15 protein-coding genes are annotated in these 14,139 nt (G+C 75.5%); 11 read left to right on the forward strand and 4 right to left on the reverse strand.

Annotated elements, in window-relative coordinates; translation table 11 throughout:
• The first annotated feature begins 175 nt into the window (after positions 1-175).
• Positions 176-1,435, forward strand: a complete 1,260-nt coding sequence (locus ACZ3UD_RS20905) for a sensor histidine kinase (protein WP_465589513.1) — start codon at positions 176-178, stop codon at positions 1,433-1,435.
• A complete protein-coding gene (locus tag ACZ3UD_RS20910) occupies positions 1,420-2,067 on the forward strand; it encodes a response regulator transcription factor (protein ID WP_465589516.1) in 648 nt (215 codons plus the stop codon). Before ACZ3UD_RS20905 ends, ACZ3UD_RS20910 begins: the two co-directional genes overlap by 16 nt.
• Before the next feature lie 225 nt (positions 2,068-2,292).
• Here ACZ3UD_RS20910 and ACZ3UD_RS20915 read toward each other — a convergent pair whose 3' ends face one another.
• Complete coding sequence (locus ACZ3UD_RS20915; protein WP_465589519.1) at positions 2,293-3,528, reverse strand: MFS transporter; 1,236 nt, start codon at positions 3,526-3,528, stop codon at positions 2,293-2,295.
• 163 nt (positions 3,529-3,691) lie between these two features.
• Between ACZ3UD_RS20915 and ACZ3UD_RS20920 the strand changes: the two genes are divergently transcribed.
• From ACZ3UD_RS20920 to ACZ3UD_RS20950, 7 genes are all read left to right on the forward strand, one after another.
• Positions 3,692-4,876, forward strand: coding sequence for an ROK family transcriptional regulator (locus tag ACZ3UD_RS20920; protein WP_465589523.1), 1,185 nt, complete (start codon positions 3,692-3,694; stop codon positions 4,874-4,876).
• An 88-nt stretch (positions 4,877-4,964) separates the two neighbouring features.
• Complete coding sequence (locus ACZ3UD_RS20925) at positions 4,965-5,381, forward strand: TOBE domain-containing protein (protein WP_465589526.1); 417 nt, start codon at positions 4,965-4,967, stop codon at positions 5,379-5,381.
• Positions 5,382-5,421: 40 nt separating this feature from the next.
• The gene (locus ACZ3UD_RS20930) at positions 5,422-6,159 is read left to right on the forward strand and encodes a glycerophosphodiester phosphodiesterase (RefSeq protein ID WP_465589529.1); all 738 of its coding nucleotides are present in this window, start codon (positions 5,422-5,424) and stop codon (positions 6,157-6,159) included.
• Positions 6,156-7,265: a winged helix DNA-binding domain-containing protein gene (locus ACZ3UD_RS20935; protein WP_465589532.1), complete on the forward strand. Its 1,110-nt coding sequence runs from the start codon at positions 6,156-6,158 to the stop codon at positions 7,263-7,265. Before ACZ3UD_RS20930 ends, ACZ3UD_RS20935 begins: the two co-directional genes overlap by 4 nt.
• A gap of 80 nt (positions 7,266-7,345) precedes the next feature.
• A complete protein-coding gene (locus ACZ3UD_RS20940) occupies positions 7,346-8,428 on the forward strand; it encodes an AI-2E family transporter (RefSeq protein ID WP_465589535.1) in 1,083 nt (360 codons plus the stop codon).
• Between the two features lie 77 nt (positions 8,429-8,505).
• Complete coding sequence (locus tag ACZ3UD_RS20945; RefSeq protein WP_465589538.1) at positions 8,506-9,378, forward strand: Vgb family protein; 873 nt, start codon at positions 8,506-8,508, stop codon at positions 9,376-9,378.
• 291 nt (positions 9,379-9,669) lie between these two features.
• Positions 9,670-9,810: a universal stress protein gene (locus ACZ3UD_RS20950; protein ID WP_465589541.1), complete on the forward strand. Its 141-nt coding sequence runs from the start codon at positions 9,670-9,672 to the stop codon at positions 9,808-9,810.
• Between the two features lie 259 nt (positions 9,811-10,069).
• On the opposite strand, the gene ACZ3UD_RS20955 is transcribed toward ACZ3UD_RS20950, so the two are convergent.
• Both ACZ3UD_RS20955 and ACZ3UD_RS20960 read right to left on the reverse strand, forming a co-directional pair.
• Positions 10,070-10,549, reverse strand: coding sequence for a copper chaperone PCu(A)C (locus ACZ3UD_RS20955; RefSeq protein WP_465589543.1), 480 nt, complete (start codon positions 10,547-10,549; stop codon positions 10,070-10,072).
• Positions 10,550-10,560: 11 nt separating this feature from the next.
• Positions 10,561-12,882 (reverse strand): heavy metal translocating P-type ATPase, encoded by a 2,322-nt coding sequence (locus ACZ3UD_RS20960; RefSeq protein WP_465589546.1) that lies wholly within the window; start codon positions 12,880-12,882, stop codon positions 10,561-10,563.
• Between the two features lie 12 nt (positions 12,883-12,894).
• Between ACZ3UD_RS20960 and ACZ3UD_RS20965 the strand changes: the two genes are divergently transcribed.
• Together ACZ3UD_RS20965 and ACZ3UD_RS20970 are read left to right on the forward strand one after the other, a co-directional pair.
• The gene (locus ACZ3UD_RS20965; protein WP_465589549.1) at positions 12,895-13,113 is read left to right on the forward strand and encodes a hypothetical protein; all 219 of its coding nucleotides are present in this window, start codon (positions 12,895-12,897) and stop codon (positions 13,111-13,113) included.
• Between the two features lie 144 nt (positions 13,114-13,257).
• Entirely contained in the window at positions 13,258-13,716 is a 459-nt protein-coding gene (locus ACZ3UD_RS20970) for a hypothetical protein (RefSeq protein WP_465589552.1), read from the forward strand.
• Between the two features lie 12 nt (positions 13,717-13,728).
• Here ACZ3UD_RS20970 and ACZ3UD_RS20975 read toward each other — a convergent pair whose 3' ends face one another.
• Positions 13,729-14,130: an NTP pyrophosphohydrolase gene (locus tag ACZ3UD_RS20975; RefSeq protein ID WP_465589554.1), complete on the reverse strand. Its 402-nt coding sequence runs from the start codon at positions 14,128-14,130 to the stop codon at positions 13,729-13,731.
• Positions 14,131-14,139 lie beyond the last annotated feature (9 nt).

Consider the following 14,139-nt stretch of genomic DNA (forward strand, 5'->3'; position numbering starts at 1 on the left):
TCGCACTCGTCATGATGTCGGTCGGGGATCTTGCTGCGGCCGGGTCGGGGGTGCCGGTGTCCGGCTGGACGCACGGTCGGGTGGGGCTGGCCACACTCCCCGCCCGAACGGGGCGGACGCGGTCTCCGCGCGGTGCACAGTGGGGAGCACCGACGGAAGGCGAGGAAGGGTGGCCATGGGGCGAGCGGGGGCGTGGGCGGCGGGGGCCGCGGTGGGGTTCGGCCGGGCGTGCGTGGTCGCGGCCGTGACCCTGCCGGTCCCGGCGGTGTGGGCGGGCGCGGTGGCGCTCGGGGTCCACTGGGGGCAGGCGAACCCGTGGTCCTGGCTGCTGCCGGTGGTGCTGGTGTGCGCGGGCACCCTGGCGCTGGGCCGCCCGGTGTGCCGGGCCGTGCGTTCCCTGGTCGCGCGGTGGGACGGCACCGTGCTCGACGCCGGGTACCGGCAGGCCCCGCCGGTGGTCCGGATGTCCACCGGGTTCTGGTGGAACGGCTTCGGCTACGAGAAGACCCGCCGCGACGCCCTGACGGACCAGCACTGGCGGATCCGCTGGCGCGACCCCGCCAACCTGCGCGACCTGCGGTTCGTCGTGATCGCGCCGTTCACCGCGGGCCTGGTCGCCGCGCTGCCGCCCGCCGGGGTGGCCGCGGCGGTGATGGGGCTCGGCCGGCCCGGGCCCGCGGCCCGGCTGGTCGGGGCGCTCGGCGCGGTGCTCGCCGTCGGCTGCGCCCCGTACGCCTGGCGGGTGGTGACGCCGGTGGCCGTGCGCTTCCTGCGTCCCACGGCGGCGATGGCGCTGGCGGAGCGGGTGGCGGAGCTGACCGCCCAGCGCGCGGACGCGACGGTCGCCCAGGCCGCCGAGATCCGCCGGATCGAGCGGGACCTGCACGACGGGGCGCAGGCCCGGCTGGTGGCGCTCGGGCTCTCGCTGTCGACCGCGCAGCGGCTGGTGGAGCGTGACCCGGAGCAGGCCAAGGCGCTGATGCGGGACGCGCAGGCCGGGGCGAAGGCCTCGCTGGCCGAACTGCGAGGGCTGATCCAGGGGATCAGCCCGCCGGTGCTGACCGAGCGCGGACTGGTCGACGCGGTGCGGGCCCTGGCGCTGGACCTTCGCCTCACGGTGACCGTCGAGGCCGAGGCCCCGGTGCGGGTGGACACGCCGATCGAGTCCGCCGTCTACTTCGGCGTCGCCGAGCTGCTGACCAACGCCCTCAAGCACGGCAGGGCGACCCGGGCGGGCGTGACCTTCCGTCAGGACGAGCTCGGACTCGTCGTCGAGGTCGAGGACGACGGCTCGGGCGGCGTCCGGGAACGGCCCGGCGGCGGGCTCGCGGGCCTGCGCCGACGCCTCGGCGCCTTCGACGGAACTCTGGAGATCACCAGTCCGCCCGGCGGACCGACCCATGTCAGGATGACGGTGCCATGCGAATCCTCGTAGCCGAAGACCTCTACCTGCTGCGCGACGGGATGGTCCGTCTGATCGAGGCGTGCGGGCACGAGGTGGTGGCCACCGCCTCCACCGGGCCCGAGACGCTCGAAGCGCTGCTCTCCCACCGCCCGGACGCGTCCGTGGTCGACGTCCGGATGCCGCCGACCCAGTCGGACGAGGGCCTGCGGGCGGCGCTGGCCGCGCGCCAGGAGCTGCCCGGGCTGCCGGTGCTGATCCTCTCCCAGCACGTGGAGCAGCTGTACGCGCGGGAGTTGCTGGCCGACGGCTCCGGCGGGGTCGGCTACCTGCTCAAGGAGAGCGTGTTCGACGCCGACCAGTTCATCGGCTCGCTGGAGCGGGTCGCGGCCGGCGGGACGGCGATGGACCCGGCCGTCATCGCCAAGCTGCTGTCGGCGAGCCCGCCGGAGCGGGGGCTCAGCCAGCTCACCGAGCGCGAGTACGAGGTGCTGGGCCTGATGGCCGAGGGGCTGTCCAACCAGGCCATCGGGCGGCGGCTGTTCCTCAGCGACAGCGCGATCAGCAAGTACACCACCTCGATGTTCGGCAAGCTCGGCATCGCCGACGACGAGGACACCAACCGTCGGGTGCGGGCCGTGCTCACCTACCTGAACCAGCCGTGAACCGGTCGGCGCGGCAGGGGAGTCGCCCTGCGGCGCGGGCGTCCCCACACCGGGGTGACCTGACCGGAGGGGGTGGCATCGTGTGGGCGTTCTCGGGGTTCCTCCTCGTTTCGGCGGCGTACCTGGCCGCGCAGGCGGGGCCAGGGCGGCGGTGTGCCGGGAGAAGGCGGAAGGGCTCCTGCTGTCCGCTGTCGTCCGCCGGAACGAGCCCGCCGACCGCGGTCGTCACCTCCGGGCGGAGAGATCCTTTCCGGCAGTGCCCTCCGGTGGCATCGCGGTCGTGTTTCCGGCGGTGAAATCCGGTTCGGCCCGGCGCAGTGCCCCGGCGCTCAGCAGCAGGGCGAAGGCGAGCAGGGTGACCAGGCCGAAGGAGACGGTCAGCGAGGTGGCCTGGGCGAGGGCGCCGATCACGGCGGGGGCGATCAGTCCGGAGGTGTAGGTGACGGTGGCGACGCCCGCGATGGCCTGGCTGGGGTTGCCGCCGATCCGTCCGGCGGCGGCGAAGGCGAGCGGGACGATCACCGCGACGCCGACGCCGATCAGTGCGAAGCCCGGGATGGCCACCGCCGGGTGGTCGGCGGCCACCACCAGCACCGCGCCGACGGTGGCGATCGCCCCGCCCAGCCGGGTGGTGCGGACGGCGCCGAGGCGGCGGATCACCGCGTCCCCGACGAGCCGGCTGACCGCCATGGTGAGCGAGAAGGCGGTGTAGGAGGCGGCCGCGACGGTGGCGGAGGAGCCGGTGACGTCCTTCAGGTAGACGCCGCTCCAGTCCATCGAGGCGCCCTCGCCGAACACCGCGCAGAAGCCGACCAGTCCGATCACCAGCGAGCTGCGCGGCGGCAGTGCGAAGCGCGGCGGCGCCTGCGCCTCCTCGGGCGCCCGCAGGTCGGGCAAGCCCCGGCAGACGGGCTGGGCGAGGGCGAGCAGGACGAGTGCGGTGACGGCCAGCTGGAGCCGGGCGTCGAGGTCGAGGTGGGCGGCCAGGATGCCGAAGCCGGAGGCCAGCAGGCCGCCCGCGCTCCACATCCCGTGCAGCCCGGACATGATCGAGCGGCCGAGCCGCTGCTCGATCTCCACGCCCTGGGCGTTCATCGCGACGTCCGCCATGCCCGCCGTGGCGCCGTACACCAGCAGCACCGCGCACAGCACCGGTAGTGCGGGGGCGAGCGCGGGCAGGGTGAGGGCCAGGCACCAGAGCGAGATCAGCCCGCGCATCGCCGCCCGGCCGCCGTAGCGGTGGACGAGGCGTCCGGCCAGCGGCATCGCGAGGGAGGAGCCGACGGCGGGCATGACGAGCGCCAGTCCGAGCTGGCCGGGGGAGAGGTCCAGCCGGTCCTGGATCCACGGGATGCGGGTGACGAAGGTGCCGCCGACGGCGCCGTGCACGGCGAAGACCAGCGCGATGCTCGCCCGGGCCCGCCGCGGGGCCTCCAGTGGTTCGAGTGTCTTGACGGTCATACGGCTTCCCTCCCGGTCGCGCGGAGCGGGGCGCGACGGTGCCCTGTGGGTGGTCTACGTGCAGGCCGATCGGTCCGCGCGGCGGACGAGGCCGTCCGGCGGATGGTTCGATAAATTATCAGGAAGGGACCCTGATAGAAACACTCTGGAAGGATGAGCTGCCATGACCACCGCGCGTACGGCCACGCCGAGCACCGCCCGGGCGATCAACGACCGGCTGGCGCTCAACCTCCTGCTCGAACAGGGCCCGCTGACCGCGACCGAGCTGCGCGACCTCACCGGCCTGTCCCGGCCGACCGTCGCCGACCTGCTCGACCGCCTCCAGCGCACCGGCCTGGTCGCCGTCGTCGGCGAACGCGGCGAGCAGCGGCGTGGCCCCAACGCCAGGCTCTACGCCCTGGTCGCCTCCCGCGCCCACATCGCCGCCTTCGACGTCCGCTCCGGCGGCGTCAGCCTGGTCGTCGCGGACCTGGCCGGACGCACCCTCGCCACCGCCGAGGTCCCGGTCGAGGGCGACGGCGCGCCCGACACCGCCGGGGCGATCGTCGCCACCCTGCGGGAGAGCGCGCGCGGCGCCGGCGTCGAGCGCCTGCACACCGTCGCGGTCGGCGCCCCCGGCCTGGTCGACCCCGCCACCGGTCGCCTGCACAGCACCGGAAAGCTCCCCCGCTGGCACGCCGAACTCCTCGCCGCACTACGGGAGTTGCCCGACACCGAGGTGATCCTGGAAAACGAGGTCAACCTGGCCGGCCGGGCCGAGTACCGGGTCGGCGCCGCCCGGGACCGCGACACCTTCGTGCTGATGTGGCTCGGCCACAGCGTCGGCGCCGCCGTCATCCTGGACGGGCGGCTGCGCCGCGGCTTCTCCGGCGGCACCGGCGAGATCTGCTTCCTGCCCGTCCCCGGCACCGACGGCCTGCCCAGCGCCGACAGCTGCGAGGGCGGCTTCCACGGGCTGGTCGGCAGTGCCGCCGTCTGCGAACTCGCCCGCGCCCACGGGCTGCCCGCCGACCCGGCGGGGGACGCGGGCGCCGCCGAGGGCGCCGTGCGTGCCGCGCTGGCCGCCGGGGCGCGGGGTGAACCGTTCCTGGACGAGCTGGCCGAGCGGATCGCGCTCGGCGCGGCCGGCGTCTGCGTCGTGCTCGACCCCGGCTGCGTGGTGCTCGGCGGCGAGACCGGCCGGGCCGGCGGCGCCGAACTGGCCGGACGGGTGGAACGGCGCCTCGCCGGGTTCTCCCCGCTGCGCACCGAGGTGCGGGCCGGTACGGCGGGTGGCGGCGCGGTGCTCGCCGGGGCCGTCCTCACCGCGGGCGACGCGGTCCGCCGGGACCTGTTCGGCGAGCCGTAGGGGAGTTTCCCGTCAGTGTCCCCGGTACGGCAGGATGGCGGCCGGGGGCGCGTACCTCCGTACCTCGAACCATCGTCAGGAGTCGCACATGGGCCAGCCCGGGGTGCCGGTCAACCCGTACCGCATCGGCGAGGCCGCGGCGCTGCTCGGCGTCAGCTCGGACACCATGCGGCGCTGGGTGGACGCCGGGAAGATCGCCGCCGTGCGGGACGAGCACGGGCACCGGATCATCCCCGGCGCCGAGCTCGCCGCCTTCGCTCGCGAGCTGGCCCGGCCGGAGGTCGCCGAGGCCGAGGGCCGCCCGTCCTCCGCCCGCAACCGCTTCCCCGGGATCGTCACCGACGTGCGGCTCGGCGACGTGGCCGCCCAGGTGGAGGTGCAGGCCGGGCCCTTCCGGGTGGTGTCGCTGATCAGCCGGGAGTCGGCGGAGGAGCTGAACCTGGTCCCCGGCGCACCGGCCACGGCGGTCATCAAGTCCACCAATGTGATGATCGAACGACGCTAGCCCTGTCCTTCACCCGACCCTGGCTTTCTGGACTGATTCGATGAGTCTCGCCCGCACCGCCTCCGTGCCCGCCCCCGCCGACCGTCGCCCGGTGCTCGCCGTCGCCCACCGCGGCGACCCGTACCGCTACCGGGAGAACACCCTGCCCTCGGTCGAGTCCGCGCTCGCCGCCGGGGCCGACGCCGTCGAGGTGGACGTCCAGCTCACCCGCGACAAGGTGCCGGTGCTGCTGCACGACCGCACCCTGGAGCGGCTCTGGGGCGACCCGCGCTCCATCGACCGGGTCACCGTCGAGCAGCTGGACGAGCTGCGCCGGGGCGACCTGGCGATCCCCACCCTCGCCGAGGCGGTCAAGAGCGTCGCGGCCGCGAACGGCCCCCGGCTGCTGATCGACCTGGACGAGCCCGGCCCGGCCGCCGCCACCTGGTCCGTTGTCACCGGGCTCGGCGCCGAACGGCTGGTCGCCTTCTGCGGCCCCGTCACCGCCATGCTCGCGGTGCGCGAACTCACCCCGGACGCCTCCATCGCGCTCACCTGGAAGCAGCCCCGGATGCCCGCGCCCGCGCTGCTGAAGGACCTGCGCCCGGCCTTCCTCAACCCGCCGTTCGGCCTGGTCACCCCCGAGTTCGTCGGCGCCGCGGCGGACGCCGGGCTCGCCGTCTCCACCTGGACGGCCGACCTGCGGCGCACCATGCGCCGGCTGCACGACACCGGGGTCCACTCCATCACCACCAACCGGATCTCCCTGTTGCGCTCGGTGCTGGACGGCCGCCGGTGACGGTGCTCAGCACCCGGGCGCTCGGCCGGGCCCTGCTGGCCCGTCAGCACCTGCTCGCCCGCACCGACCTGGAGCCCTTTGAGGTCATCCACCACCTCGGCGGGCTCCAGGCCCAGGCCGTACCCCAGCCGCCCTACCTCGGGCTGCTCTCCCGGCTGGACGCCTTCTCCCCGGAGCGGCTGAGCACGCTGATCGAACAGCGGGCGGTCGTCCGGATCGCCCTCCAGCGCGGCACCATCCACCTGGTCACCGCCGAGGACTGCCGGACGCTGCGCCCGCTGCTCCAGCCCGTCCTGGACCAGGCGCTGCGCACCACCTACGGCAAGCGGCTGGCCGGGCTGGACCTCGACGCGCTGGCGGCCGAGGCCCGGGCGCTGGTCGAGGCGGAGCCGCGCACCTTCCAGCAGCTCGGCGCGCTGCTCGCCGCGAGCCGCCCGGACCGCGACCCGGCCGCGCTCGCCCAGGCGGCGCGGTGCCTGCTGCCGCTGGTGCAGGTGCCGCCGCGCGGCCTGTGGGGGCGCAGCGGCCCGGCCGCGCACACTACCGCCGAGGCCTGGCTCGGCCGCCCGATGGACCCCGCACCCGCGCTGGACCGGCTGGTGCTGCGCTACCTGGCGGCCTTCGGCCCGGCCGACGCGGCGGACCTCAGGAAGTGGTGCGGGCTCACTGGGCTCAGCCCGGTGCTGGGGCGGCTCGCGCCGCGGCTGCTGACCTTCCGGGACGAGCGGGGCCGGCTGCTGTACGACCTGCCGGAGGCGCCCCGGCCGGAGCCGGACGTCCCGGCGCCGGTACGGCTGGTCGCGCCGTTCGACAACCTGCTGCTCTCGCACGCCGACCGCGGCCGGGTGCTGCCGGAGGAGTACAAGGGGCGGGTGATGACCCGGAACGGGCTCGTGCTCGGCACCCTGCTGGTGGACGGGCTGGTCGCCGGGACGTGGCGGCTGACGGGGGAGCAGGAGGTCGTCGTCCAGCCGTTCGTCCGGCTGGCGCGGGCCGACCGGGAGGCGGCGGAGGCGGAGGCGCGGCGGGTGCTGGCCTTCGCGGGTGCTGGTGCGGGTGCGGGCGGGGGCGCGGGCGGGGTGGTGCGGATCGAGGCGCCCGCTTAGCCGCAAAACGGGCAGACCGTCAGATTCTCTGCTGAGATGGGCCGGTTCGGACTCAACGACGATCCCCGGCGGAGGTGGCCGTGTCCGTGGAGCGCCCGCCCGGTGGGCAGCCCGACCACCGCAGGCCGTACCTGATGCTGCCGCCGGCCGTTCGGGCGGCGGCGGCCTGGTCGGTGGCGGTGATCCTGCTGATCGCCGTCGCCTCACTGGTGGTCTTCGCCCTGGTCGAGCTGCGGGCGGCGACCGTGCCGTTCGTCCTGGCGCTGCTCGGGGCCGCGCTGCTGCACCCCGTGGTGCCCTGGCTGGTCCGCCGGGGCGCGAGCCGAAGCCTGGCGGCCGGGCTGACCTGCATCGTGCTGGTCGCGGCGGTGGTCGGAGTGATCGTGCTGCTGGTCAACTCCCTGGTGCACAGCGCCCCGCACATCGCCGCCTCGCTTCCGGCGGCCGGCAAACGGCTGGCCGACTGGCTGGGCCCGTTCGGGGAGAGGATCCAGCACGCCCTGACCAACGCCAAGGGCGAGACCAACTCGCTGGTCTCCACGCTCACCAACGGCGTGCTCTCGGGCCTGGGCCTGCTCACCCAGCTGATCACCGGCGGGGTGCTGGCGCTGGCCCTGGTCTTCTTCTTCCTCCGCGACGGCCACCGCACCGGCGACGCCATCCGCTCCTACCTGCCCGGGCGCAGCGCCGACACCGTGATCACCTGCGCCGTGCGTGCCTTCGAGGCGATGGCCGGCTTCATGCGCGGCACCACCCTGATCGCCCTGATCGACGCCGGCTTCATCACCACCGGCCTGCTCGCCCTCGGAGTCCCCGGTGCGCCGGGCCTCGGCGCGCTGGTCTTCATGGGTGCCTACATCCCCTTCGTCGGGGCCTTCCTGTCCGGCACGGTGGCCGTGCTGGTCGCCCTCGCCGACGGCGGCCTCGGGACGGCGCTGTGGGCGCTCGGCGTGGTGCTGACGGTCCAGATGATCGAGGGCAACATCCTGCAGCCGGTCATCCAGAGCCGCACGGTCGAGCTGCACCCGGCGACGATCATGGTCGCCGTGGTCGCGGGCTCCGGCATCGCGGGCATCATCGGCGCCCTCCTGGCCGTCCCGGTCTGCGCGGCGGGCAGCGGAGTGATCTCGGTGCTCAGGGGCCTGGTGACCGCCCCCGAATAAGCCTGTTGCCCTGGGAGGGGCGGACGTGCGAGCATCACTAATGCGACGCCAGTCGCAATAGCGTTTAAGGGGTGTGGATGGAACTGTTCGAGGTGGCCGAGGCAGGGGCCGGGCCGTACGGGGTCGCGGTGGGGCCCGACGGGGGCGTGTGGTTCACGCTGGTGCATGCCGGGGAGATCGGGCGGCTGTCGGCGGACGGCTCGGTGGAGCGGTTCGGGCTGGGGGCGCCGGGGTGCGGGCCCTCGGTGATCACCGTGGGGCCGGACGGGGCCTTGTGGTTCAGCCGGATGCGGGACCACCGGATCGGGCGGATCACGGTGGACGGCGAGGTGGGCTCGTACGGGGTGCCGACGGAGAACGCCGGGCCGTACGGGATCACCGCCGGGCCGGACGGGGCGCTCTGGTTCACCGAGTTGAGTGCCGACCGGGTGGGGCGGATCACCGTGGACGGGGAGGTGACGGAGTTCCCGCTGCCGCTGGCCGGGGCCTTCCCGTCGCTGATCACCGCCGGGGCGGACGGCGCGCTGTGGTGCACGCTCAACCAGGCGAACGCCATCGCCCGGGTGGGCGTCGAGGGCGAGGTGACCGTCCACCGGCTGCCCACCGAGGGCACCGCGCCGGTCGGGATCACAGCCGGGGCGGACGGCGCGCTCTGGTACGTGGGCATCGGCGGCGGGCTGGTCGGGCGGATCACGGTGGACGGACAGGTGGCCGAGTACCCGCTGGCCGACCGGGCCGCCAAGCCGCACGCGATCGCCGCCGGCCCCGACGGGCGGCTCTGGTTCACCGAGTGGGGCGCCGGCCGGATCGGGGTGCTGACCCAGGACGGGCGGCTGGACGGGTACCCGATCCCAGGCCCGGGCGCCGAGCCGCACGGGATCGCCGTCGGCCCGGACGGCGCGGTGTACGCGGCATTGGAGCGCGGCCAGATCGCCCGGCTGGCGGGCTGAGCGAGCGCGACGGCGCGCTTGGGGCCCGGTCGGGAGGTCCCGCCGCGGGCCGGGACTCGGGCCCAGCGGCCCCGGTCGGGCGGGCCCAAGGGCCCTGGGATGCGGCGGCGGTGCGGCGGCGGTGCGGTGGCGGTGCGTTCGGATCACGGAGCGTCATCATTCGCACGACGTTCCGAAGGAGTGCGTCCTTGAGCGCCACCCAGGCACAGGGCGACCCCACCTCACCGCCAACGACCCTGCCGGCAGGGTCGGTTCGGGCCCGCCGACCCGGCTCGGCGCCGCCCGCGCCTGGTGGAGACCTCCGCCGGGGCCGCCCTGGTCGTGGCCGGCCGGCGCCGCCGCCCGATCGAGCCCGGCCCCCGGCTCGGCCGGGTCGCGCACGCGGCGCTGCACCACGCCGAGGCGCCGGTCGCGGTCGTCCCGCACGGCTGACGCACGGGCGACGTACGGGCTGACGCATGGGCTCACGCGCGCGCGACGTACGGCCGGCGCGGTCACACCCGGCCGGCCCGGGACGCGCTCGGTCGGCCCCTGGGCGGTGGCCCGCCCGCGTGAAAGTGGTGTGCGGCCGCGCCCCACACACGGGCCGCCCACCACTGTCTCCAACGGGGCCCGGCACCGCCGGGGTTCACCCGACCCGGCGCCCGGCCCAGTCCGTTGCCCGTTCTGCCGCCCGTTTTGCCGCCCGGCCTCAGCGCGGCCGCGCGCCCGGCGGCAGCACCCGGGCGACCAGCCGCAGCGGGGGGCTGTGCCGAAAGGTGAGGGTGAAGCCCACCCACTGGCCGGGCTTCAGCGAGGGCGGGGCGGCGATCATCAGGTCGGCGTCCTCGGGGGACATCGCCAGTTCGCCCCGGGCGGGCACCGGCAGGGCGGCGACCGGTTCCCAGCGGCCCGCCGCGCCCTGGTGGAGGTGTCGCTTCAGGGTAATCGGGCCGCCGAACTCCCAGCTGGCGCCGGTCAGTTCGTCCGGGATGTCGCCCGGGTTGCGGACCGTGAAGAAGGCCGCCGTCGCCGAGACCGCGCCGGCCGTGGGCAGCAGCACCCAGCCGGCGCCGGCCGCCACCGGCCGGGGTCCGCCGGCCCCGCCGACCGCCGTCCAGCCGGTGAGCAGGGTCAGTGCGAGCGTCGCCGCTGCGACCGGCGGGCCGACCACCTTGAGCTGTTCGAACACCCTCGTCGTCCTCATCGTCGACCCCCCGTCTGCCGGCCGCGCCCCGGCTGCCAGGTGCGCAGCCGCAGGCTGTTGCCCACCACCAGCAGCGAGCTCAGCGACATCGCGACCGCCGCCAGCATCGGGTTCAGCAGTCCGACGGCCGCCAGCGGGATCAGCACCAGGTTGTAGCCGAAGGCCCAGAGCAGGTTGGCCCGGATCGTCGCCAAGGTCTGCCGGGCCAGCCGCACCGCGTCCACCACGGCCTCGATGTCCCCGCGCACCAAGGTCAGCCCGGCCGCGCCGATCGCGGCGTCGCTGCCGGAGGCCAGGGCCACCCCGAGGTCCGCCGAGGCCAGCGCCACCGCGTCGTTGACGCCGTCGCCGACCACCGCCACCGTCCGTCCGGCGGCCCGCAGTTCGGCCACCACCTCGGCCTTGCGCTCGGGCGAGGCGCAGGCGTGCACCCGCTCGATGCCCAGCTCGGCCGCCACCGCGCGGGCCGCGCCCGGGCCGTCGCCGGTCAGCAGTACGGTCTCCAGGCCCATCCCGCGCAGCCGGTGGAGCGCCCGCCAGCTGCCCGAGCGCACCGTGTCGCCGACTGCCAGGACTGCCGCGCCCCGCCCGTCCAGCTCCACCAGCACCGCCGTGCGGCCCGCCTCCCCGGCGGCCGCCACGGCCTCGGCCAGCTCCGGGGGCAGGGAGACGCCGTCCGGCCGTACCGCCCGGACGGCGCGGCCCTCGACCGTGCCGGACACCCCGAGACCGGCCGTGGCCGCGAAGCCCTCCACCGGCGGGAGGGGACCACACCGCTCCCGGGCGGCCGCCGCGACGGCCCGTCCGATCGGGTGCTCCGAGCGGTGCTCGACCGCGCCGGCCAGCCGGAGCACCTCCTCCTCCGTGAACTCCGCTGTGAACTCCGCTGTGAACTCCGTCGTGAACTCACCGGTGGGCTCCGCCGTGAACTCCTCGGCGGAGCCCCGGGCCACCGTCACCGCCGCCAGCTCCATCCGGCCGGTGGTGAGCGTGCCGGTCTTGTCCATCACCACGGTGTCCACCCGGCGCAGGCTCTCCAGCACCTCCGGGCCGCGCACCAGCACGCCGAGTTCGGCGCCGCGCCCGGTGGCCGCCAGCAGCGCGGTCGGGGTCGCCAGACCCAGCGCGCACGGGCAGGCCACCACCAGCACCGCGACCGCCGCCGTGACCGCCGCCTGCGGGGCCGCGCCCGCGCCCAGCCAGAAGCCCAGCACACACACCGCGACCGTCAGCACGCAGGGCACGAACACCCCGGCCACCGCGTCCGCCAGCCGCTGGGCCCGCGCCTTTCCGGCCTGGGCGTCCGCCACCAGCGCGGTGATCCGGGCCAGTTGGGTGTCCGCGCCGACCGCCGTCGCCCGGACCACCAGCGCGCCGCCGACGTTCACCGTCGCACCCGCCACCTGGTCGCCCGGGCCGACCTCGACCGGCACGCTCTCCCCGGTCAGCAGGCTCAGGTCCAGCGCCGAACCGCCCTCGACCACCACCCCGTCGGTGGCCACCCGCTCTCCCGGCCGTACCACGAACTCCTGCCCCGGCAGCAGGAGTTCGATCGGTATCAGCCGCTCCTCGCCGTCCTCCGCCCGCAGGCATACCTGCTTGGCGCCCAGCTCGGCCAGTGCCCGCAGCGCGGAGCCGCTGCGCCGCCGCACCCGGCCCTCCAGCAGCCGCCCGGCCAGCACGAACAGCGGCACGCCGACTGCCGCCTCCAGGTAGACGTGCGCCGTGCCGCCGCCGTCGGCGGTCAGCGAGAACGGCATCCGCATGCCCAACTGGCCTGCCCCGCCGAGGAGCAGCGCGTACGCCGACCAGCCGAAGGAGGCCACCACACCCAGGCTGACCAGGGTGTCCATGGTCGCGGCGGCGTGCCGCAGACCCTGCCGGGCCCGGCGGTGGAAGCCCGCCGAACCCCAGGTCACCACCGGCACGGCCAGCGCGAAGCAGACCCACTGCCAGGCGGTGAACTGCAGCGCGGGCACCATCGACAGCACCAGCACCGGGACGGCCAGCAGGGCGGTGACCAACAGCCGCCACCGCTCGTCCGGTTCCTCCTCCGCCAACCCGCCGGGCACCCCCGCCGACGCCAACTCGGCGGTGTAGCCCGCCCGTTCGACCGCCGTGACCAGATCCTCGACGGACACCCCGGCCGGGTGCAGCACCCGGGCCCGTCCGGTCGCCAGGTTCACCCCGGCCGTCACCCCGTCGATCCGCGCCAGCCGCTTCTCCACCCGGCCCACGCAGGCCGCGCAGGTCATCCCGCCGACCGCCAGATCGGTGGACACCAGCGCCCCGGCGTCGGCCCCCGCGACCGGGCTCACCGCATCCCGCCCATGTCGTGCCCGCCCATCCCGGGCGACGCCCCGCCGCCCCGGCTCGGCGACAGCCCCGGCGCCACCGGCCCCGCCTGCCTTCCCACCGCAAACGCCACCACGAACACCACCACCAGCAGCAGGGCGAACCCCACCAGCACACTCAACGGCCGGACACCCGGCGACTTCGCACTCACCCCACAGCAGTCGGACGACCGGAGCCGCTGGTTCCCGCGCTGACGAGATTCCCGGATCCGGTTCGCAGACGCGGCCGGAGATCCTCGGGGTGGTGTTCGTCACTGTCCCCCGGCGCCGTTCGGCCTCGTACGATCACTTCGTGTGCCGAAGACCGGCGCGACGCATGAACACGGCAGGGGGACAGTGATGAAGCGGACGAAGAAGCGGGTGCTCGCCGCGGCGGCCGGAGTGCTGGGGGCGACGGTGGCGCTCGCCGGGACGGCGTCGGCGCAGCCGACCGACGCCGGGGGGTCGGCTCCGCACGGGCCGATCGGTCAGCCGGGAACGGGTGAGATCCTGCCCGCCCCGGAGACGGAGGACGTCATCCTCTCGATTCCGGACTGGACCGGGAACGGTGGCGCGGTGATTGCCGCGGTGATCCCGACACTGCCGTTCACCGTCAAGGTCGGCTGCCGGGGCGGCGGTTCGGTGCAGGTGCACGTCGGAGGCCTGGCCCCGGCCGACTTCACGGTGCAGTGCCCGGTGGACGCCACCGGCGTCGGCTCCGTGGAGGTCCCCGCCCGTGAGGGCCGGGACCTCCAGTTCACCGTGGATACCTCGGATCCGTCGATCCACTGGGGCATGTACGCCGTCCAGCCCCGCTGACCCGAGGCCGGATCACGGCCGCACGCTGCGCGGACCGGTCACCGCCGCACCCAACGCGCCGACCCGGGCGCGGAGTTCACGGTCGGCGGTGACCACCAGGCACTCCCGCTCCGGCTGTTCGGTACGGGCCTCCCGCACCAGCTCGACGATCCGGTCGTCGCCGCTGCCGCCCGCCGCGACCACCCGCACCTCGGGCAGGCCGGTCACACCCCGGGCGGCGCCCTCGACCACCAGCACCACCTCCAGCGGGCCGGGCAGGTCCGGCAGCCCCCGGGCGGCGAGCGGGACCAGCGCGTCCCGCAGCCGCTCGGCGGCGCCCCGCCGGTCGCGCCACCAGCCGTCGGGCACCGAGCCGACCACGTTCGCGCCGTCCACCACCAGCAGGACCGGCGGCGCGGCCTCGTTCTCTTCCATGGCCGTCAA

Source organism: Kitasatospora sp. NPDC023118, from assembly GCF_055560875.1.

Bases quoted from the DNA above. Each gene is read 5' to 3' on its own strand.
- ACZ3UD_RS20905 (WP_465589513.1), top strand. From the start codon at position 176: ATGGGGCGAGCGGGGGCGTGGGCGGCGGGGGCCGCGGTGGGGTTCGGC.
- ACZ3UD_RS20910 (WP_465589516.1), top strand. From the start codon at position 1,420: ATGCGAATCCTCGTAGCCGAAGACCTCTACCTGCTGCGCGACGGGATG.
- ACZ3UD_RS20915 (WP_465589519.1), bottom strand. From the start codon at position 3,528: ATGACCGTCAAGACACTCGAACCACTGGAGGCCCCGCGGCGGGCCCGG.
- ACZ3UD_RS20920 (WP_465589523.1), top strand. From the start codon at position 3,692: ATGACCACCGCGCGTACGGCCACGCCGAGCACCGCCCGGGCGATCAAC.
- ACZ3UD_RS20925 (WP_465589526.1), top strand. From the start codon at position 4,965: ATGGGCCAGCCCGGGGTGCCGGTCAACCCGTACCGCATCGGCGAGGCC.
- ACZ3UD_RS20930 (WP_465589529.1), top strand. From the start codon at position 5,422: ATGAGTCTCGCCCGCACCGCCTCCGTGCCCGCCCCCGCCGACCGTCGC.
- ACZ3UD_RS20945 (WP_465589538.1), top strand. From the start codon at position 8,506: ATGGAACTGTTCGAGGTGGCCGAGGCAGGGGCCGGGCCGTACGGGGTC.
- ACZ3UD_RS20965 (WP_465589549.1), top strand. From the start codon at position 12,895: ATGTCGTGCCCGCCCATCCCGGGCGACGCCCCGCCGCCCCGGCTCGGC.
- ACZ3UD_RS20970 (WP_465589552.1), top strand. From the start codon at position 13,258: ATGAAGCGGACGAAGAAGCGGGTGCTCGCCGCGGCGGCCGGAGTGCTG.
- ACZ3UD_RS20975 (WP_465589554.1), bottom strand. From the start codon at position 14,130: ATGGAAGAGAACGAGGCCGCGCCGCCGGTCCTGCTGGTGGTGGACGGC.